We start from the raw sequence: 18,519 nt of genomic DNA, 5'->3' as shown, positions 1-18,519 counted from the left end.
ACCGTAGGAACCCGAACCGAGAGATGGAACCGATTGCCGGTCTCACTACTCACGAGTAATCTCCGGTCCCATGCGCGCTGTACGACCGTCCGCGGCCGTGCCCCGGCGCGTCGACGCCCGCCGCAACCGCGAGGCGATCCTGCGCGCGGCCGACGAAGCCTTCAGCGAGAAGGCCGACGTCGCGCTCGACGAGGTCGCGCGCCGCGCCGGCCTCGGCCGGGCCACGGTCTACCGGCACTTCCCCGACCGCACGGCGCTGGCCCTCGCCGTCGCCACGCACCACCTGAACGCGTTGAAGCACCTGGTGCGGGGCAAGGAGTCCTTCCGCGAGCTGCTGCGGATGGTGCTGGCGATGCAGGCCCGGCGGCGTCCGCTGGTCCGGCTGTTCCGCGAACTGCCGGAGCGCAGCCAGCGCCAGTACACCCAGGCGCTGGTCTCCCTGCTGCGCCCGGCGTTCGAAAAGGCGCAGCGGGAAGGCAGCGTGCGAGCGGACCTCGAGCCCGCGGATCTGGGCCTGCTGTTCGAAATGCACGAGGCCGCGCTGCTGTCGGGCCTGGCGCCGCGGGAGCCGGCGGAATCGGCGGAGCGCCTGGTGCGGGTGTTCCTCGACGGTCTCGCGGGTCACGGCCCGGTCGCGGAGGAACACCGAACCGGCGCGGCACCTTGGCGCGCCTGACACGCGTTCGGCAGGATCCGGCGGATGAACCGCCTCCGGTGGGTGCTGCTCTCCGCGTTGCTCCTCTGCGTGACCGGGTGTGACCCCGCCCAGTCGGCGGTGCCGTCGACGTGGACACCCCGGCCCGTCACCGCGACGTGGCCCCCCTCGGCGAGCGACCTCTCGTACTACCTGCCCGCCGACGCGGCCTTGGCGAAAGCGGGCTTGACGCGCCGGGGTCTCCCCGTGCCGAACCCGCGGATCGTCCTGCTGAAGCTCTGCGGCTTCACGCAACCGTGGGACGGCCTGGTGAAGCAGGGCCTCGAAGCGACCTGGCGCGTCGGCTCGACCGGGCAGGACGTCCGGCAGTACATCACCCGCTACGACCACGTGGCCGGCAAGGACGTGCTCGGGGCGATCGACGACGACCTGCTCTCGTGCGGCGCGTTTCCGTTGGACGGCAAGGAATACCACACGATCACGTCCGGGATCGGCCTGGCCGGCACCACCGCCGCCGACGAGGCCGGCACCTTCTGCGCGGAGCCGGAGCCGGGCGGCCAGCCCCGGTGTTTCCTGCTGCTGGCGAGCCGCGACCGCCTGACCGAGCTCGTCCTGCCCGGCGACGCGCCGCTGCGCGACCAGCTGGACTTCCTCGCGGCGATCGCCCCGGCGTTCTCGGTGGCGCTCGCGCGGGGCGGTTGACCGGCGGGATCCCTGGGTACTTCCGGAAAGCGCACCGGCACCCGGTCCCGCCGCCGGCCCCGCGCCCCGCCGCCCGTGACCGCGTTCACGGCACACCACTTTCGCCCACCGGAGAGCGCCATGACCAACGACTCAGGAGCCTGGCACGCCAAACTGCAGCGCCAACAGGAAGCGATCGAGCGGAAGCGGGCCGAACAGGCCTCCCGGACGCAGACCGCGCCCCGCTGACCACACTGTCCACAAAGGACGTCACGGGGTGGGTCCGGTCAGGATCGCCGCCGCGCCCTTGCGGAACGCCGCCACGAGCCGGTTGCGCTCGCCCGCACGGGTCGCCACCGCCACCTGGCTCGGCTCGACACCCTCCAGCGGTACCGTCGTCAGGTCCGGGCGGAAGCCGCTGACGACGCCCGGTCCGGCCGGGATGATCGCCACCGCCTGCCCGCTCGCCACGAGTTCGATCTTGTCTTCGATCGCGTCGATGAGCGGGCCGCCGGGCGCCGGGCGGCCGTCCGGGCGCGGGTCGACGCGCCAGAACGCGTCCCACTCCGCGTCGAGGGCGCGCGGCAGCGGCTCGTCGGCGATGTCGTCGAGGGTCACGGACTCCTTGCCCGCCAGGCGGTGGTCCCGCGGGAGCAGCAGCACGCGGGGTTCGTCGTAGAGGACCGTCACGTGCAGCTGCGCCGCGCGCAGCGGCAGCCGCACGACCGCCACGTCGACGCGGTGCTCCAGCAGCGCCGCGCGGGCGTCGTCCCAGGCGAGGTGCTGGGTGCGGACGTCGGCGTCGGGGTGGCGCCGGCGCAGGTCGCGCACGGCCGGCGTGACGATCAGGTTGCCCGTGTAGCCGATGGTGATCCGGCTGGGCCGCGCGACCGCCTGCGCGCGGGCCACCGCGTGCGCCCCCGACCGCAGCAACTCCGCGGCGAGCGGGAGGAACGCCGCGCCGGCCTCGGTGAGCCGGGTGCCCTGCGGGGTGCGGTCCAGCAGCCGGGCGCCGACCTGCTGCTCCAGCCGGATGATCTGCCGGCTCAGCGACGACTGCGTGAGGTGCAGCTCGGCGGCGGCGCGGCCGAAGTGCCGGTGCTCCGCGACGACGGCGAAGCTGCGCACCAGGCGCAGGTCGAGGTCGGACATGCTCCCAGCGTAACCCCCCGTCCTCGCGGTTGAACGCCCGCGACCTGCGGTGATGCACAAACCGCGTCACGCTTCGCGAAACGTTCATTGGACCGGGCACGCTCGGTGACGGCACGGTGGAAGCAAGCACCCCACGAAAGGGAGTTCCATGGTGACCTTGGGACCCGTCGGCGTCTACCTGCCGATCTCGTTCACCCGCACGCCCCCGGCCACGAGCCAGCGCGACGCCGTGCGACGGCTGGAGGCCGCCGGCTACCGGACGGCGTGGACGAACGAGGTCGTCGGCGGCAAGGACGCCCTGGTGCAGCTGGCGGTGCTGCTGGGCGCGACCGAGCGGCTGACGTTCGGCACCGGCATCGCCAACATCTGGGCCCGCGAACCGCAGACCCTGCACGCCGGCGCGGCCTTCCTCGCCGACGCCCACCCCGACCGGCTGGTGCTCGGCGTGGGTGTCGGCTACCCACAGCAGGCGGAGGGCACCGGCCGGGAGTTCGGCAGCCCGCTGGCGACGATGCGCGACTACGTCGGGCGGATGGACGCGGAGACGTGGCCGCCGGCACCGGACGCGAAGTACCCGCGGCTCCTGGGCGCGAACGGGCCGAAGATGCTGGCCCTGGCGGCGGAGATCGCGGACGGCGCGGTGCCGGCCAACCTGCCCCCGGCGTTCACCGCCCACGCGCGGTCGGTCCTGGGCCCGGACAAGCTGCTGGTGGTCGGCCTGGTGGTGATCCCCGACCCGGACGTCGCCCGCGCGAGGGCGGCGGCGATCGAGCGCATGACGGGAACGCTGAACCTGCCGACGTTCGCGAACGCGCTGCGCCGCTTGGACTTCGCCCTGGACGACGTGCCCCGGATCGCCGACGAGGTCGTGGCCTACGGCAGCGGCGAGGCGATCGCGGCCAAGGTGGGCGACCACCTGGCCGCGGGCGCCGACCACGTCCTGCTCATGCCCCCGACGACGGACGACTTCACCGCCGACGTCGCGGTGCTGGAGCAGCTGGCGCCGGCCTTCGCCGACTTGGGCCGGCCATCCACGACCCGGTGAGATCGGGATCACGCGTTTAGCCGGACTACCCGGGGGTAAACGCTCGTTGTTCAGGCTGTTTCAGCTTCTTCCGCCCAGGAGTAGTTTGATGACCAGCGTCCTGACCGACGGCCTCGGGAACCCCCGGCAGCTCCCCGTGCCCCGCCGCCGTCCGGTCACCCAAGACGCCCTCGCCGAGCTGGCCCGCCTCACGGCGCTGGCCGAGCTGGCCCAGAGTTCGTCACCCTCCTTGATGCACCACGCGATCCTCGGCGGCACGAGCCCGGCAACGGTCGCGGCGGCGGCGAAGATCGACGTCGCGGAGGCCCACGTCCGCTGGCACGCCTGGGCGGACACGGCGGTGGGCCTGGAGGAGTACCTCCGCGTGCACGCCGCGTTCGCCGACGCCGTCATCGCCCGTCACCGAGCCTTCGAGGAAGAACTGTGCCCGTGAAGACCGAAGAGACGACCCTCGCCGACCTGGCGGCCCTCGGCGACGCGGCCACGGAGTTGCTGAAGCAGATCAGCGAGCAGCTGGCCACGGCGGCGACGCGGCGCTGACGCCCGTCAGGACCGTGAAGGCGGGGTTCGTGGTCCATAGTGAGGGGCATGGCAGCAGCGATTACCCCCGAGGACTTCCGGCCGATCCTGGCGCTGGTGCGTGACTTCGTCCGCACGAAGGTGATCCCGCGTGAGCAGGAGATCATGGACGCCGACGCGATCCCGGACGACCTGCGCGCGCAAGCCGCCGAAATGGGCCTGTTCGGCTACGCCATCCCCGAGGAGTGGGGCGGGCTCGGCCTCGACCTGACCCAGGACGTCGAACTGGCGATGGAGTTCGGCTACACCTCGCTGGCGCTGCGGTCGATGTTCGGCACCAACAACGGCATCGCCGGGCAGGTGCTGGTCGGCTTCGGCACCGACGAGCAGAAGAAGCAGTGGCTCGAGCGCATCGCCTCCGGTGAGGTCGTCGCCTCCTTCGCGCTCACCGAGCCCGGGGCCGGCTCGAACCCGGCCGGGCTGCGCACCAGAGCCGTCCGCGACGGCGACAGCTGGGTGCTCGACGGGCAGAAGCGCTTCATCACCAATGCGCCCATCGCCGGCCTCTTCATCACCTTCGCCCGCACCGACCGCGGCATCGCCGTGTTCCTCGTGCCCGCCGGCACGCCGGGGGTCGAGGTCGGGGTCAAGGACAGGAAGATGGGCCAGGAAGGCGCTTGGACCGCCGACGTCACCTTCACCGGCGCCCGCATCCCGGTGTCGAGCCTGGTCGGGGGCGACGAGGAGGCCGGGTACCGCGCCGCGATGACGTCGCTGGCCCGCGGGCGCATCCACATCGCCGCGCTCGCCGTCGGGGCCGCGCAGCGCGCGCTCGACGAGTCCGTCGCCTACGCCGCCTCGGCCACCCAGGGCGGGACGCCGATCGGCGAGTTCCAGCTGGTCCAGGCGATGCTCGCCGACCAGCAGACCGGGGTCATGGCCGGCCGGGCGCTGGTGCGCGAGACGGCGGCCCGGTACGTCTCGGGGGAGGACCGGCGGATCGGGCCGTCCGCGGCGAAGCTGTTCTGCACGGAGATGGCCGGGCAGGTCGCCGACCTCGCGGTGCAGGTCCACGGCGGCACCGGCTACATGCGGGACGTGCCGGTCGAGCGGATCTACCGCGACATCCGGCTGCTGCGGCTCTACGAAGGCACCAGCGAGATCCAGCGGCTCATCATCGGCGGCGGGCTCGTCCGCCGGGCACGGAAGTAGGCGACGATGCTCAGCGACGACGAGAAGCAGATGGTGGCGCTGGTGGCCGAGTTCGCCGACGAGCGGGTCCGCCCGCGCGTCCGCGAGTTCGAAGCCGACGACGTCTACCCCGCCGAATTCATCGACGAGATGAAGGAACTCGGCTTCTTCGGCCTCCTGGTCCCCGCCGAGTACGGCGGTGTCGACGTCAGCACGGCGTGCTTCGCCCGCGTCACCGAAGAACTGGCCCGCGGCTGGATGAGCCTGGCCGGCGCCATCGGCGGCCACTCCGTCATCACGTACTTGATCAAGACCTTCGGCACGCCGGAGCAGCGCGCGAAGTACCTCCCGCGGATGGCCGACGGCACGGTCCGCGCGACGATGGCGCTCACCGAGCCAGGCGGCGGCAGTGACCTGCAGGCCATGCGCACCCACGCGGACCCCGCGGGCGACGGCTACGCGATCACCGGCGCCAAGACGTGGATCTCCAACGCCGCCCACTCCGGGCTCATCGGCCTGCTCTGCATCACCGACCGCGACGTGAAACCCGCCCACCGCGGGATGTCCGTCCTGCTCGTCGAACCCGGCGACGGGCTCACGATCTCCGCGAACCTGCCGAAGCTGGGCTACCGCGGCGTCGAAGCGTGCGAGCTGGTCTTCGACGACATGGCCGTGCCCGCGGACGCCGTGCTCGGCGGCACTCCGAACTAGGGCTGGGCGCAGATGATGCGCGGGCTGGAGGTCGGCCGGATCCAGGTCTCCGCGCGGGCGCTCGGCGTCGGGCAGGCCGCGCTGAACGACGCCGTCCGCTATGCGCAGGAACGGGAATCCTTCGGCAAACCCATCTGGCAGCACCAGTCCGTCGGCAACCTGCTCGCCGACATGGCCACCAAGATGCGCGCCGCCCGGCTGCTCACCCTCGACGCGGCCGAGAAGCTCGACGCCGGAGAACGGGCCGACATGGAAGCCGGGATGGCCAAGCTCTTCGCCTCCGAGACCGCGATGCAGGTCGCGCTGGACGCGATCCGTGTCCACGGCGGCTACGGCTACTCCAAGGAATACGACGTCGAGCGCTACTTCCGCGACGCGCCCCTGATGATCGTCGGCGAAGGCACCAACGAAATCCAGCGCAACGTCATCGCCGCCCAGCTGATCGCCCGCACCAAGATCTCCGGCCCGTGACGACCCTGCTGGTCGACCCGGCCCCGGTCGCGGCGCTGGCCGCACTGTTCGACAACGGCCTGCCCGCCCCGCGCCCCGGCGACGTGCTGCCGCCGCTGTGGCACTGGGTCGCCCTCCCCCGCTGGCCCGCGTCGTCGGAGCTGGGCCCGGACGGCCACCCGGCCCGCGGCGGCTTCCTGCCCGACGTCGGCCTCCCGCGGCGGATGTTCGCGGGCGGCGAAGTCGTCTTCCACCGCCCGCTGCACGTCGGTGCGCCGGTGACCCGAGAATCCACTGTGGACTCCGTGACCGAGAAGGACGGCCGGTCCGGGAGGCTCGTCATCGTCGTCGTCCGGACCACGATCACCGGACCGGACGGCCTGTGCGTCGAAGAGCGGCAGGACCTGGTCTACCGCGAGCGGGGCACGCCCGCCGCGCCGCGCCCGGCCGCCTTCGGCCCGGTGGGCGCGCCGTTCCGGCGGGTCGGGCCGGGTGCCTGGGACTTCGCCACCGACCCGGCCCTGCTCATGCGCTTCTCCGCCGCCACCGCGAACCCGCACCGCATCCACTACGACTGGCCCTACGTCACCGGCGTCGAGGGCTACCCTGGCCTCGTCGTCCACGGGCCGCTGATGACCCTCGCGCTGGCCGAGGTCCTGCGGCTCGACTTCCCCGGCACGCACGTCACGCGGCTGGCCCACCGCCACCGCGCCCCGCTGTTCTGCGGCGAGCTCGCCCGGCTGAGCGCGCAGCCGGGCGAACTCGAGCTGACCGGGCCCGACGACGAAGTCCGCACGAGCCTCGCGCACTGACGCGGGTCAGGAGCAGCGCCACAGGTACGGGTGCGAGTGGGTGGTCGCGCTGTCGTGGCGGTAGCCGCCGATCGTTCCGTCGTCGCCGACGACCGTGGGCAGGTCCGCCTTGACGTCGCCGAACTTGCCGGCGAACGTGCCCTGGTTCCAGACGCCGTAACCGGTGCCCGCCGCATCGTCGCCGCCGCCGGCCTCGTCCAGCCGGCCGACGATCAGGCCGGCCGAGTTGAGCGTGTAGCCCGGGTTGAGGTTGGCCAGGTTGTAGCTGGAGTGCGGCAGGATGTGGGCCGCGTGCTGCTGGTCCCAGTAGACGCCGACCTTCTTGCCGTCGTAGACGCCGTTGCCGACGACGCGGCCGTTCCTGATGGTGTCGGGCGACGCGTTCTGCAGGCCCGGCACCGTGCCGAGGTGGGTCAGCGTCCCGTCGCGCCAGATGTCAAGGCTGGTCAGCAGGATCGAGCCGTCGCTGTCGACCGAGACCGGGCCGATGCCGGACGACGGCGCGCCGGTCAGGAGCGTCACGGTGTCCGGCTGGGCGGCGGGCCAGCGGACCGCGGTCAGCCCGGTGCCGTTCTGCTTGCGCACCACGCCGATGACGTCGCCCGAGTCGGTGATGCCGACGGCGGCCGACCGCGTGTAGCCGGCGGGCAGCTGGCTCGACGTCGGCGACGGCAGCGCCACCAGCTTGCCGCCGGAGCTCTTGAACGCCCGTTCGAAGACGAAGCCGGAGCCGAACATCGTGCTGTACGCGGTCCCGGCGACGGCACCCGAACGGTTCTCGGCGGTCACCTTCGCGCCGGGCGACCCGGCCGTGCCGAGGTCGGCGTACGTCCCGTTCGTCCAGGAGGCCGCCCGGGTGGTGTCGCCGAACTCGTCGGTCGGCAGCGCCCAGCCCGTGAAGCCGCCCTTGTCGTCGGTCGCGGTCACGCTCGCGCTCACGGCCGTGCCCGCGCCGAGCGCGGTGGGCGTCCAGGTGCACGCGGCCGCCGTCGTGGCGGCGGCCGCGACCTGGCCCGGGCCCAGCAGGCCCGCCGCGAGCAGCACGCAGCCCAGCGATCTGAAGTTCATCGTCTCCCCTTCGTCCGCGGCGGCCGGCAGCCGCCCCCGGCCGAACCTAGGGAAGGAACGATCACCGGCCCTGGCTCAGGACCGGGGACTGGGGAAACTCCCCGACCGGCGGCGTCCGGCCGAAGCCGCAGCCGGTCCGTGCCGAACGCCGGGACCTGGTGCGGGGAACGGCACTCCGTCCACAGTGGAGTAAAGCGGGTCGCCGGTCACGCGACCACCGTGCCCGCGGCCCAGACCCGGCGGATCTTCGCGGTCGCCGTGATGTCCCGGGTCGGGTCGCCGTCGACGAGCACCAGGTCCGCGCGCAGGCCTTCGCGGACCGCCCCGCGGTCGGGGAGGCCGAAGTACCGGGCGGGCAGGTCGGTCGCCGCGCGCAGGGCGTCGCGTTCGGACAGCCCGGCCGCGACCAGCAGCGCGAGCTCGTGGTGCAGGCTCGCGCCCTGGACGACCGGGAACGGCAGCATCGGCGCGGAGAACGCGTCGGTGCCCGCGAGGACCGGCACGCCGGCCGCGTGCAGCGCCGCCACCGAATCGCGGCTGAACGCGTAGCCGTCCGCGCCGAGCTTGGTCGTCAGCGCTTCCATCATCGCCAGCGTCGGCACGGCGACCTGGCCCTGCTCGACCATCCTCGACGTCGTCCCGGCGTCCAGGACACCGTCGCGCGGGACGTGGGTGACGACGTCCGCCCCGGCCCGGACGGCCCGCCGGTAGGCGTCGACGGACGAGGCGTGGGCGACCGTGAGCTTGCCGTGGCCCTTGCCCGCGGCGACCACGGCGTCGATCGTGGCCTGGTCGAGCAGGTCGCCTTCGATGACGACCTTGACGTAGTCGGCCCCCTCCGCGACGCGGCGGGCGACGAAGCCCGCGGCCTGGCCGGGCGCGGTGAGGATCGCCTCCGCGGGCATGCCGGGCATCTTCGCGTGGGTGCCGCCGGGGCCGATGGCGGGCACGCCGGCGCTGCGGATGTCGGGCACCCGGCCGCGGAAGGAGTCGACGCGCTCGCGGGGCCAGCACGCCATGTCGAGCGCCGTCGTGACGCCGTGGGCGGCCAGCGCCCGCAGGTCGTCCGGGGTGAGCAGGTGGACGTGGGCGTCGAAGAGCCCCGGCAGCAGGGTCGCGCCGGCGCCGTCGACGACCTCGGCGCCGGCCGGGTCGGTGCCGATCAGCGGGCCGTCCAGCACGACGGTGGCCGGTTCGGTCAAGCCGGTGCCGTCGAAGACGCGGACGCCGGTCAGGGCGGTCTTGGTCATGAAGCCTTCCCGGGAAGCGGAGGTGCGGTGGCCGTCAGGACGCGGGCTCGGCGCTGAAGCTGGTCTCCATCAGGATCTCCCGCGTGCGGTTGACGTGTGCCTCGAACCGGGCGACGGCCAGCTCGGGGTCGTGCGCCAGCGCGGCGTCGACCAGGCCTTGGTGCTCGCCCGCGACGTCGCGGTGGAGTTGCTCGCCGCCGGGTCCGGACCAGGCGCGGTACAGCTCCGCAGCGTCGGACAGCCGGGTGCAGATGTCGAGCAGGACGGCGTTGCCGCACGCCTTGATCAGCGTGTGGTGGAACTCCAGGTGCGCGCGGGCCCACTCCTCGTTGCGCCGCATCGACGGCCTGGGCAGGAGCATCGGCCGGCCGGCGAGCCGGTGGTGCGCGGCCAGGACTTCCGACTCCCACGTGACGCCCCCGCGCAGCACGGAAAGCCGCAGCGCCGAACCTTCGTTGACCACGCGGGCCTCGGTCAGGTCGGTGAGGGCCTGCATCGACAGCGGGGTGATCCGGAAGCCGCGGTTGCGGTCGACCTGCACGAGGTCCTGGGCGGCGAGCAGGCCGAGCGCCTCGCGCACGACGCTGAGGCTGACCTCGAACTCCGCGCTCAGCTCACCGGGCTTGACGCGCTCGCCCGGGGCCAGTTCTCCGTTGAGGATCGCCAGCCGCAGCCGGTGGTACACCGACACGGCCAGGCTCTCGCCGCCCGCTCTCTTCGCCATGCCGAAACGGTAACACACTCTCCGCGCAAGAATCGATTCTTCTCTTGACAGTCGCTTATCACCGGCAGAGTATGAGGTGACCGGCGCACCTCGCCGCCCCGGCCGGCCCGGGGGCGCGACCGAGTGGACCACGGCGCCGGGTTTCCTCGACCGAAAGGCACTCCGATGCGGATCGCCACCCTCGCCGGCCGGCTCGTCCTCCTCACCGAAGGCGGCGCGGTCGACGTCGAGCGTGCCAGCGACCGGCGCTTCTCCGCCGACCCCCACGCCGCCTACGCCCGCTGGGACGAGTTCACGGCCTGGGCTTCCGACGCCGGACCCGACGGCGCCGAGGCGTTCGACGAAGCCGGCCTCGGCGCGCCCTCCCCCACCCCGGCGCAGGTCTTCGGCGTCGGGCTCAACTACCGCGACCACGCGGCCGAGTCCGGGCTCGGCCTGCCGGACTCCCCCGCCGTGTTCACCAAGTTCCCCAGCTGCCTCACCGGGCCGACCGGGGAGATCGCGCTGACCGGGTCCACAGTGGACTGGGAGGTCGAGCTGGTCGCGGTCGTCGGCCGCGAGGCGCGCAACGTCGCGGCCGAGCACGGCTGGGACCACATCGCCGGGCTCACCGCCGGCCAGGACCTCTCCGACCGCACCGTGCAACTGGCCGGGCCCGCCCCGCAGTTCAGCCTCGGCAAGTCCGCGCCCGGCTTCGGGCCCACCGGGCCGTGGCTGGTCACGCCGGACGAGTTCGCCGACCGCGACGACCTCGCGCTCGGCTGCGAGCTCAACGGCGAACCCGTGCAGAAGGGACGCACCAGCGACCTGATCTTCCCGGTGCCCGAGATCGTCGCGCGGCTGTCGGCGATCCTGCCGCTGCGGCCCGGCGACGTGATCTTCACCGGCACCCCGGCCGGCGTCGGCATGGCCCGCTCCCCGCAACGGTTCCTGGCCGCCGGGGACGAGCTGGTGACGACCGTCGAGGGCATCGGCTCGATGCGCCACCGGTTCACGGAGCCGTCATGACCACTGTGGACGGACGCCGGTTCCGCGCGGTGATGGCGGCGGTCTGCGCACCGGTCACCGTCGTCACCGCACCGGGGCCGCACGGCGCGACGGTCAGTTCGTTCACGTCCCTGTCGCTCGACCCGCCGCTGGTGAGCGTCGCCTTCGACCGCCGTTCGGCGCTGCTGGCCGAGATCCTCGGCGCGGGCCAGTTCGGCGTCAACCTGCTCGGCGAGGGCCAGGACGACCTCGCCGTCCGGTTCGCCACGCGCGGCGCCGACCGGTTCGGCGGCGAGACCGCGTGGTTCACCGACCGCGGGCTGCCCCGGCTGCGCGACGCCGCCGGCTGGGTGGCCTGCGACCTGGACCGGGTCGTCGAAGCCGGCGACCACCTGCTGCTGTTCGGCCTGGTCACCGACCTGGGCCGGACCGACGTGCCGCCGCTCGTGTACGCCCACCGCACGTTCGGCACCCACTCGCGGTTCGCCGAGCGGCCCCGCCCGCGCATCACCGACCAGATCGCCGCCTGCGCCCGCTGACCCCGCCAGGAAAGGACACCGCCGTCATGACCCTCGCGACCGAACGCCCCACGGCCGAGCAGGTGCTCGCCCGCATCGCCGACCTCCGGCCCCTGCTCGCGAAGAACGCCGCCCAGGGCGAAGCCGACCGGCGGGTCGTCGAAGAGAGCATCGCCGCGCTGACCGACGCCGGCGCGTTCAAGATCGCCCAGCCGCGGCGCTACGGCGGGTACGGGCTGCCGGTGCGCGCGATGCTCGACGTGTCGGCCGCGGTCGGCGAAGCGGACGGCGGCACGGCCTGGGTGGTCGCGCTCAGCAACGTCTGCGGGTGGCTCGCCGGGTTGTTCAGCCCGCAGGCGCAGGACGACGTCTGGGGCGCGAACCCGGACGCGAAGGTGTCCGGTGTCCTGTCCCCGACCGCCGAGACGACCAAAGTGGACGGTGGCTGGCGCGTCACCGGGCGCTGGTACTACAACTCCGGCTCGTGGCACGCCGACTGGGCGGCCCTGGGCGTCCCGTTGACCGACGAGCGCGGCGAGGTCGTCGACCAGGGCACGGCGCTGCTCCCCCGCACGGACCTCGGCTTCGAGGACACCTGGTTCGTCGCCGGGATGCGCTCGTCGGGGTCCAACTGCCTGATCGCCGACGACGTCTTCGTGCCCGCACACCGGGTGCTGTCGGTGCCGCCGGCCATCGGCGGGCAGTACGCGAACGGCGAGCCCGAAGAAGACCTGTTCCGGGCCGCGCTCGTTCCGGTGCTGACGCTGGTACTGGCCGGGCCGCAGCTCGGGCTCGGCCGCAAGGCACTGCAGATCGTCCGCGAGAAGGCCGCGCGGAAGCCGATCTCCTACACGAACTACGCGACGCAGGCGGACTCCGTCGCCTTCCAGCTCCAGCTCGCCGAGGCCGCGATGCGGATCGACACCGCCCACCTGCACGCCTACCGCGCGGCCGACGACATCGACGCAGGCTCGGCCGGTGCCTACCCCGATCTCGAAGCCCGCGCCCGGACCCGCGCCGACACGGGCTGGGCCGTCGAGAACATCACCCGCGCCATCGACATCCTGCTCTCGGCGCACGGCGCGGGCAGCTTCGCCGAGGTCAACCCGCTGCAGCGGATCTGGCGCGACTCCGCGGTCGCCGCGCGGCACGCGATCGTGCTGCCCGCGGTCAACTACGAGGTCTACGGCAAGGCCCTGCTCGGGCGCGACGACCAGATCACCCCGCTCATCTGACTCCGGAAGGACCCGTCATGAGCCTGCACCGCCTGACCAAGATCGCCATCGGCGTCCCGGACGTCGACGAAACCGCCAAGTACTACACGGAGTTCGGCCTGACGCCGACCGCGTCCGGCTTCGCCACCGCCGACGGCGGCGAGCAGCTGGAGCTCAAGCAGACCCCGCACCGCCGGCTGCTCACCCTCGGCATCGGCGCCGACGACCCGGACGACCTCGGCCGCATCACCGCGTCCCTGGCCCGCCTCGACGTCGAGAGCCGCATCGACGGCGACGCACTGCACACAAAGGACCCGACGACCGGGCTCGACGTCGTCGTGTCGGTCGCTGCGCGGCTGAAGCAGGAACCGCCGGAACCCGTGGTGTACAACGGGCCCGGGGCCATCCGGCGGGCGAACACCCGCGCGCCCGGCATCGACCGGGAACCGGCGGTGCGGCCGCGCAAGCTCGGCCACGTCGTGTTCGGCTCGACCGACCAGGCCGCCACCCAGCGGTTCTTCACCGAAGGCCTCGGCTTCAAGGTCAGCGACGAGGCGCCGGGCCTGGCCGCGTTCATGCGCTGCTCCACCGACCACCACAACGTGCTCGTGCAGCAGGCGCCGGTGAGCTTCCTGCACCACACGTCGTGGGAGGTCGACGACGTCGACGAGGTCGGCCGCGGCGCCACCGCCATGCTCCGGGGCCACCCGGAACGCCACACCTGGGGGCTGGGCCGGCACTACATCGGCTCGAACTTCTTCTGGTACCTGCGCGACCCGGCGGGCAACTTCTCCGAGTACTACTCCGACATCGACTGCATCCTCGAAGACCAGCTCTGGGAACCGCGGGTCGTCGCGGGCGAGAAGAGCCTGTACGCGTGGGGCCCGCCGCCCCCGCCGTCGTTCCTCGCGCCGGAGGACCTGGCGGACCTGATGACCGACGCCCACGACGGTGCTTGAACCGGCCGCGTAGCTGTGGATCGCCTTAAGGAACGCGCCCGGCGGTCGCGGGCGCTCGTGCCCGGGCAGCACCATCGGAGGCATGGTGGTGCTTTCCGAACGCGCGGCCGTCCGGCGGCTGCACGACCGCCTCGGCTTCGGGCCGCGGCCCGGCGACCTCGACCGCGGGTTCGCCGAGACCCGTGACCGGCTGCTGGGCGGCGGGCCGGACGCCGGGGCGGCCGCGACGCCGATGCCCGACCCGGGCCCGCCGCCGGACAAGCCCGGCAAGCAGGCCGACCAGGCGGCGAAGCAGCAGGCCCGCAAACAGACCCAGGCCCAGGCGACGCAAGCCGTCGGCTGGTGGCTCGACCGGATGGTGGCCGCCGACCTTGCGTCCGTCGAACGGCTGACCTGGTTCTGGCACGGCCACTTCGCCACCGGTGAGCAGAAGGTGCGCAGCCCGCGGCTGATGCTCGCGCAGAACCAGGCCCAGCGGGAGCACGCGCTCGGCAGCTTCACCGACCTGGCCCGGGCGATGGTCGTCGACCCCGCGATGCTGCTGTGGCTCGACGGCAACAGCAACAAGAAGGGCAAGCCGAACGAGAACCTCTCCCGCGAGTTCATGGAGCTGTTCACCCTCGGCGTCGGGCACTACACCGAAGACGACGTCCGCGAGGCCGCGCGGGCCCTCACCGGCTGGACCGCCAAGCGCGAGGCCACCGGTTCCCAGTTCGTCGCGAAGCGGCACGACGACGGCGTGAAGCGGATCCTCGGCGCCAGTGGCGACTTCGACGCGCAGTCCTTCGTGGACCTCGTGCTGGGCCGGCCGGAGTCGGCGCCGTTCGTGACCGGGCGCGTCTGGTCCCGGCTGGTGTCCTCGGCCCCGCCGGCGCCGGACGTGCTCAACCGGCTCGTCGCGGCCTACGGGAGCCGCCGCGACATCACGGCGCTGCTGCGCGCGATCACCGACGAACCGGCGTTCCGCGACAGCGCGACGTCGCTGGTCAAGCAGCCGGTCGAGTGGCTGGCCGGGCTGATGCGGGCCCTCGGCGTCCGGCCCGGGAAGCTCGACGAGAAGACGCAGGCGCAGCTGCTGGCCGCGTTGCGCGGGATGGGCCAGGTGCCCTTCCAGCCGCCGAGCGTCGGGGGCTGGGCGGCGGGCGGTGCCTGGCTGACGACGTCGGCGGGCGTGGCGCGCCTGCACGCGGCGCAGCTGGTCGCCGCGCACGCGGACCTCGGCGCGGTCGGGCAGGCGCGCGACAAGGTCGCCGCGATCGGTGACGCGCTCGGCGTCGACGCCTGGTCGGACCGGACGCGCACCGCGTTGTCCGGCGTCGCCGGCAACGTCCGTCAACTGTCCACAGTGGCCGCTTGTGCCCCCGAGTACGCAGTGAGCGGGTGACGACCGTGCAGAAGGTGAACCGGCGCAGGTTCCTCACGGCGACCGGCGTGACCGCCGCGGCGGCGCTGGCCGCCGGCGCCACCCAGGTCGACTGGACGCGGCTGATGTCGGCCGCGCAGGAGAACCCGCTCGACCCGGACGCGGGCGTTATCGTGGTCGTCACGCTCTACGGCGGCAACGACGGGCTCAACACCGTCGTCCCGGCGAGCGACCCGGCCTACCAGAACGCCCGCGCCGAGCTGGCCTACAAGCCGGAAGAGGTGCTCGACCTCGGCGAAGGTCTCGGGCTGAACCCGGGCATGAAGGGGTTCAAGGGGCTGTGGGACGGCGGTCAGCTCGCCGTCCTGCGCGGGGTCGGCTACCCGAAGCCGGACCACAGCCACTTCCGGTCGATGGCGATCTGGCAGACGGCGTCCCCGGAGACGGCGGTCCCGACCGGCTGGCTCGGCCGCTGGCTGGACGCGACCGGCGACGACCCGCTGCGCGCGGTGTCCGTCGACCCGGTGCTGCCGCCCCTGCTCGCCGGCGAGAAGACGGCCGCGGCGTCCCTGCCGGTGGGCGGGCTCAAGCTCCCCGAGGGCGCGCTGGGCAAGGCGTTCCAGGACCTCGGCGCGGTACAGCCGGGTGAGGGGTTCTGGCAGGCGCGGGCGGCGCGGTCGGTGACCGACCTGCACCGGGCCGTCCAGACGCTGGGCGGGCCGTCTTCGCACGAGGGCAAGAAGGCCAAGGGTGAGCTGTCGGCCCAGCTCGACGTCGTCGCCGGGCTGATCGAAGCGGGGGTGCCGACGCGGGCGTATTCGGTGTCGCTGGGCGGGTTCGACACGCACGCCGACGAACGCGGTACCCAGCAGCGGCTGCTGACCGAGCTGGACGGCGCGCTGACGCCGTTCGTGCAGCGGCTGGCCAAGTCCGACCGCGGCAAGCAGGCCACCGTGCTGGTGTACTCGGAGTTCGGCCGCCGCGTGACGGCGAACGCGAGCCAGGGCACCGACCACGGCACGGCGGGCCCGGTGTTCGTCCTGGGCCCCCGGGTGAAGGGCGGGTTCCACGGCGCGGAGCCGAGCCTGACCGACCTGGACGACGGCGACCTCAAGCTGACCACGGACTTCCGCGACGTCTACGCGACGCTGGTCCAGGACGTCCTGGGCACCGATCCCGGCAAGGTGCTGGCCGGTCACAGCGGCCGGATGGACGGCCTGTTCGCCTGACCACTCACGACGGGTGCGGCAGACCGGCCAGCCGGAAGCGTGCTCCCCCGCCCGGTGCGGCCTCGCACCACAGGTCGCCGCCGTGGGCGCGGGCGAAGCCGCGGGCGATCGGCAGGCCCAGGCCCGAGCCGCCCTGGCCGCGGGCCGCGTCGAGCCGGACCAGGCGGTCGAAGATCCGTTCGCGCTCCGGTCCCGGCACACCCGGGCCGGTGTCCGTGACCGTCATGCCGTCGGGGGTGGTCTCCAGGGTGAGGGTGCCGCGGCCGGCCATCGCGCGGACCGCGTTGCCGCTGAGGTTGGCCAGGATCTGCGTGAGCCGCGCCCGGTCGCCGAGGACGACCGTGTCCGGGCCGGTGACCTCGACCGTGACGTCCGGGGCGGTCAGCCGCAGCTGCTCGGCCTGCGCGGAAGCCAGCTCCCGCAACGGAACCGGCGTCCGCTCCAGCTCGGCACCGGCGTCGAGGCGGGCCAGGTCCAGCAGGTCGGCGACGAGCCGGCCGGCCCGCTGCGACTCGCGGACCACCAGCAGTTGCAACTGCTCCCGCTGCTCGTGCGGCGTCTCCGGCGGCTGCTGCAGCAGCGCCTCGGCCGCCGCCTGCACGCCCGCCAACGGCGTCCGCAGCTCGTGGGCCGCGTCGGCGACGAACTGCCGGGTCCGTTCTTCGGACGCCCGGGCCGCCCGCTCCGCGCCCTCGAGGGCGTCGAGCGCGGAGTCGAACGCCTCCGCCGCGCGGCCCAGCTCGGTGCCGGGGCGTTCCGGGGCGAGCCGGCCGCCGCGCTTGCCGGAGACGATCGAACGCGCCAGCCGCGTCATCGCGTCCAGGGGCGCGAGCGCGAACCGGACGGCGAGCAGCAGCGCGACCGCGGCGACGACCAGCGCGGCGACCCCGGTGGCCAGCAGGACCCACCGCAGGCTCTGCTCGGCGGCGGCGATCAGGGACTCGTCCGCGGTCAGGGTCAGCTTGGCGCCGTTGATCCGCGCCGGTCCGGACAGCGTCGCGTGCACCTGGCGGATCCGGGCGTCCGGCGGCAGGTCGCCCGCGCCGAAGAACGAGCCGTCCGGCAGGGAAAGCGCGCCCTGCACCCCGCGCGTCTCGACGCGCCGCACCAGGTTCTGCGGCGCCACGTTCTGCTTGGCCAGCTGCTGCGCCAGCTGGACGCGGGCGGTGAGCACCGCGTTGACGTCCTTTTCGGCCTGGGCGCGGAACACCGTGTCGACGACGAAGCCGACCGCGACCAGCACGACGGCCAGCACCACCAGCACGGTGACCGTGACGCGGCGGCGCAGCGACACGGTCCGCAGCCCGGTCACGGCTCGCCGCGCAGGACGTACCCCTGCCCGCGCACCGTGTGCAGCACGCGCGGGCCGTGCGCTTCGAGCTTGCGGCGCAACGTGCTGACGTTGACCTCCACGAGGTTCGGCGCGTAGTCGCCGTAGCCCCACACGGCCGTGAGGATCTGCGTCTTGGAGACCACGCGGTCGCGGTGCTGGGCGAAGTACAGCAGCACGTTCCACTCGGTGGTGGTCAGCTCGACGTCGGCGGTGCCGTAGCGGGCCCGCCCGCCCTCGACGTCGATCACCAGGTCGCCGACCTCCACGGCCGGGCGGGTGCGCCCGGTCCGGCGCAGCACCGCGGTCACCCGCGCGACCAGCTCGGCGAGGACGAACGGCTTCACCACGTAGTCGTCGGCGCCTTCGCCGAGGCCGCGCAGGCGGTCCTCGACGCCGTCGCGCGCCGTCAGCATCACGACCCCGGCCGCCGACACCCGGCGGATGACGCGCAGCAGCTCGAACCCGTCCCGGCCGGGCAGCATCACGTCCAGCACCACCAGGTCCGGGCGGGCGCGGGCCAGTTCCGCCTCGAGCCCGGTGCCGTCCGGGCGGGCACGCACGGAGAACCCCGCGGTGGTCAGCGCGGACTCGACCGGGACACGGATGGCGTCCGCGTCCTCGATGACCAGGATGCGCGGCGGGGTCGGCTCGTCCACGG

Annotated in this window: 18 protein-coding genes and 1 pseudogene; 13 read left to right on the top strand and 6 right to left on the bottom strand. The window is 73.4% G+C overall.

Annotated features, from left to right (window positions below; genetic code table 11):
- The first annotated feature begins 70 nt into the window (after nt 1–70).
- Complete coding sequence (locus ACWEN0_RS30630) at nt 71–676, top strand: TetR family transcriptional regulator (protein WP_451981185.1); 606 nt, start codon at nt 71–73, stop codon at nt 674–676.
- Between the two features lie 24 nt (nt 677–700).
- Nucleotides 701–1,357 carry a hypothetical protein gene (locus tag ACWEN0_RS30625; RefSeq protein ID WP_451981182.1) on the top strand — a complete coding sequence of 219 codons (657 nt, stop codon included), beginning with the start codon at nt 701–703 and terminating at the stop codon, nt 1,355–1,357.
- A gap of 249 nt (nt 1,358–1,606) precedes the next feature.
- Here ACWEN0_RS30625 and ACWEN0_RS30620 read toward each other — a convergent pair whose 3' ends face one another.
- The gene (locus ACWEN0_RS30620) at nt 1,607–2,488 is read right to left on the bottom strand and encodes a LysR family transcriptional regulator (protein WP_451981179.1); all 882 of its coding nucleotides are present in this window, start codon (nt 2,486–2,488) and stop codon (nt 1,607–1,609) included.
- A 151-nt stretch (nt 2,489–2,639) separates the two neighbouring features.
- Between ACWEN0_RS30620 and ACWEN0_RS30615 the strand changes: the two genes are divergently transcribed.
- The 5 genes and pseudogenes from ACWEN0_RS30615 (at nt 2,640) to ACWEN0_RS30595 (ending at nt 7,216) form a co-directional block, all read left to right on the top strand.
- Nucleotides 2,640–3,533: an LLM class flavin-dependent oxidoreductase gene (locus ACWEN0_RS30615; RefSeq protein WP_451981176.1), complete on the top strand. Its 894-nt coding sequence runs from the start codon at nt 2,640–2,642 to the stop codon at nt 3,531–3,533.
- Between the two features lie 88 nt (nt 3,534–3,621).
- Nucleotides 3,622–3,966: a hypothetical protein gene (locus tag ACWEN0_RS30610; protein WP_451981173.1), complete on the top strand. Its 345-nt coding sequence runs from the start codon at nt 3,622–3,624 to the stop codon at nt 3,964–3,966.
- A 155-nt stretch (nt 3,967–4,121) separates the two neighbouring features.
- Complete coding sequence (locus ACWEN0_RS30605; protein WP_451981170.1) at nt 4,122–5,264, top strand: acyl-CoA dehydrogenase family protein; 1,143 nt, start codon at nt 4,122–4,124, stop codon at nt 5,262–5,264.
- Between the two features lie 6 nt (nt 5,265–5,270).
- Nucleotides 5,271–6,425, top strand: a pseudogene (locus ACWEN0_RS30600) (acyl-CoA dehydrogenase family protein).
- Nucleotides 6,422–7,216 (top strand): FAS1-like dehydratase domain-containing protein, encoded by a 795-nt coding sequence (locus ACWEN0_RS30595; RefSeq protein ID WP_451981167.1) that lies wholly within the window; start codon nt 6,422–6,424, stop codon nt 7,214–7,216. Before ACWEN0_RS30600 ends, ACWEN0_RS30595 begins: the two are co-directional and overlap by 4 nt.
- A 6-nt stretch (nt 7,217–7,222) precedes the next feature.
- Here the strand turns inward: ACWEN0_RS30595 and ACWEN0_RS30590 are convergent, their stop codons facing one another.
- From ACWEN0_RS30590 to ACWEN0_RS30580, 3 genes are all read right to left on the bottom strand, one after another.
- On the bottom strand, nt 7,223–8,284 hold the full coding sequence (locus ACWEN0_RS30590; RefSeq protein ID WP_451981163.1) for a hypothetical protein: 1,062 nt from the start codon (nt 8,282–8,284) through the stop codon (nt 7,223–7,225).
- A 206-nt stretch (nt 8,285–8,490) separates the two neighbouring features.
- On the bottom strand, nt 8,491–9,534 hold the full coding sequence (locus ACWEN0_RS30585; RefSeq protein WP_451981160.1) for an amidohydrolase family protein: 1,044 nt from the start codon (nt 9,532–9,534) through the stop codon (nt 8,491–8,493).
- Nucleotides 9,535–9,568: 34 nt separating this feature from the next.
- On the bottom strand, nt 9,569–10,258 hold the full coding sequence (locus ACWEN0_RS30580) for a GntR family transcriptional regulator (protein ID WP_451981157.1): 690 nt from the start codon (nt 10,256–10,258) through the stop codon (nt 9,569–9,571).
- A 165-nt stretch (nt 10,259–10,423) separates the two neighbouring features.
- On the opposite strand from ACWEN0_RS30580, the gene ACWEN0_RS30575 reads away from it, so the two are divergent.
- The 6 genes from ACWEN0_RS30575 (at nt 10,424) to ACWEN0_RS30550 (ending at nt 16,528) form a co-directional block, all read left to right on the top strand.
- Entirely contained in the window at nt 10,424–11,266 is an 843-nt protein-coding gene (locus ACWEN0_RS30575; protein ID WP_451981154.1) for a fumarylacetoacetate hydrolase family protein, read from the top strand.
- Nucleotides 11,263–11,784: a flavin reductase family protein gene (locus tag ACWEN0_RS30570; protein WP_451981151.1), complete on the top strand. Its 522-nt coding sequence runs from the start codon at nt 11,263–11,265 to the stop codon at nt 11,782–11,784. The genes ACWEN0_RS30575 and ACWEN0_RS30570 overlap by 4 nt, the downstream gene beginning before the upstream one ends.
- Before the next feature lie 26 nt (nt 11,785–11,810).
- Complete coding sequence (locus ACWEN0_RS30565; RefSeq protein WP_451981148.1) at nt 11,811–12,998, top strand: acyl-CoA dehydrogenase family protein; 1,188 nt, start codon at nt 11,811–11,813, stop codon at nt 12,996–12,998.
- A 17-nt stretch (nt 12,999–13,015) separates the two neighbouring features.
- The gene (locus ACWEN0_RS30560; RefSeq protein ID WP_451981145.1) at nt 13,016–13,936 is read left to right on the top strand and encodes a VOC family protein; all 921 of its coding nucleotides are present in this window, start codon (nt 13,016–13,018) and stop codon (nt 13,934–13,936) included.
- Nucleotides 13,937–14,018: 82 nt separating this feature from the next.
- The gene (locus ACWEN0_RS30555; protein WP_451981142.1) at nt 14,019–15,320 is read left to right on the top strand and encodes a DUF1800 domain-containing protein; all 1,302 of its coding nucleotides are present in this window, start codon (nt 14,019–14,021) and stop codon (nt 15,318–15,320) included.
- Nucleotides 15,317–16,528 carry a DUF1501 domain-containing protein gene (locus tag ACWEN0_RS30550; RefSeq protein WP_451981139.1) on the top strand — a complete coding sequence of 404 codons (1,212 nt, stop codon included), beginning with the start codon at nt 15,317–15,319 and terminating at the stop codon, nt 16,526–16,528. The genes ACWEN0_RS30555 and ACWEN0_RS30550 overlap by 4 nt, the downstream gene beginning before the upstream one ends.
- A 4-nt stretch (nt 16,529–16,532) precedes the next feature.
- Here the strand turns inward: ACWEN0_RS30550 and ACWEN0_RS30545 are convergent, their stop codons facing one another.
- Nucleotides 16,533–17,840 carry a sensor histidine kinase gene (locus ACWEN0_RS30545; RefSeq protein WP_451981136.1) on the bottom strand — a complete coding sequence of 436 codons (1,308 nt, stop codon included), beginning with the start codon at nt 17,838–17,840 and terminating at the stop codon, nt 16,533–16,535.
- On the bottom strand, nt 17,837–18,517 hold the full coding sequence (locus ACWEN0_RS30540) for a response regulator transcription factor (protein ID WP_451981133.1): 681 nt from the start codon (nt 18,515–18,517) through the stop codon (nt 17,837–17,839). Before ACWEN0_RS30540 ends, ACWEN0_RS30545 begins: the two co-directional genes overlap by 4 nt.
- Between the last annotated feature and the right edge of the window lie 2 nt (nt 18,518–18,519).

This window comes from Amycolatopsis sp. NPDC004378 (genome assembly GCF_053602455.1).
The sequence above is the reverse complement of the archived record's forward strand: the minus strand, read 5'-3'. Positions and strand labels throughout refer to the sequence as shown.

Bases quoted from the DNA above. Each gene is read 5' to 3' on its own strand.
- ACWEN0_RS30585 (WP_451981160.1), bottom strand. From the start codon at position 9,534: ATGACCAAGACCGCCCTGACCGGCGTCCGCGTCTTCGACGGCACCGGC.
- ACWEN0_RS30560 (WP_451981145.1), top strand. From the start codon at position 13,016: ATGAGCCTGCACCGCCTGACCAAGATCGCCATCGGCGTCCCGGACGTC.
- ACWEN0_RS30565 (WP_451981148.1), top strand. From the start codon at position 11,811: ATGACCCTCGCGACCGAACGCCCCACGGCCGAGCAGGTGCTCGCCCGC.
- ACWEN0_RS30570 (WP_451981151.1), top strand. From the start codon at position 11,263: ATGACCACTGTGGACGGACGCCGGTTCCGCGCGGTGATGGCGGCGGTC.
- ACWEN0_RS30555 (WP_451981142.1), top strand. From the start codon at position 14,019: ATGGTGGTGCTTTCCGAACGCGCGGCCGTCCGGCGGCTGCACGACCGC.
- ACWEN0_RS30625 (WP_451981182.1), top strand. From the start codon at position 701: ATGAACCGCCTCCGGTGGGTGCTGCTCTCCGCGTTGCTCCTCTGCGTG.
- ACWEN0_RS30580 (WP_451981157.1), bottom strand. From the start codon at position 10,258: ATGGCGAAGAGAGCGGGCGGCGAGAGCCTGGCCGTGTCGGTGTACCAC.
- ACWEN0_RS30620 (WP_451981179.1), bottom strand. From the start codon at position 2,488: ATGTCCGACCTCGACCTGCGCCTGGTGCGCAGCTTCGCCGTCGTCGCG.
- ACWEN0_RS30605 (WP_451981170.1), top strand. From the start codon at position 4,122: ATGGCAGCAGCGATTACCCCCGAGGACTTCCGGCCGATCCTGGCGCTG.
- ACWEN0_RS30630 (WP_451981185.1), top strand. From the start codon at position 71: ATGCGCGCTGTACGACCGTCCGCGGCCGTGCCCCGGCGCGTCGACGCC.
- ACWEN0_RS30610 (WP_451981173.1), top strand. From the start codon at position 3,622: ATGACCAGCGTCCTGACCGACGGCCTCGGGAACCCCCGGCAGCTCCCC.
- ACWEN0_RS30575 (WP_451981154.1), top strand. From the start codon at position 10,424: ATGCGGATCGCCACCCTCGCCGGCCGGCTCGTCCTCCTCACCGAAGGC.
- ACWEN0_RS30590 (WP_451981163.1), bottom strand. From the start codon at position 8,284: ATGAACTTCAGATCGCTGGGCTGCGTGCTGCTCGCGGCGGGCCTGCTG.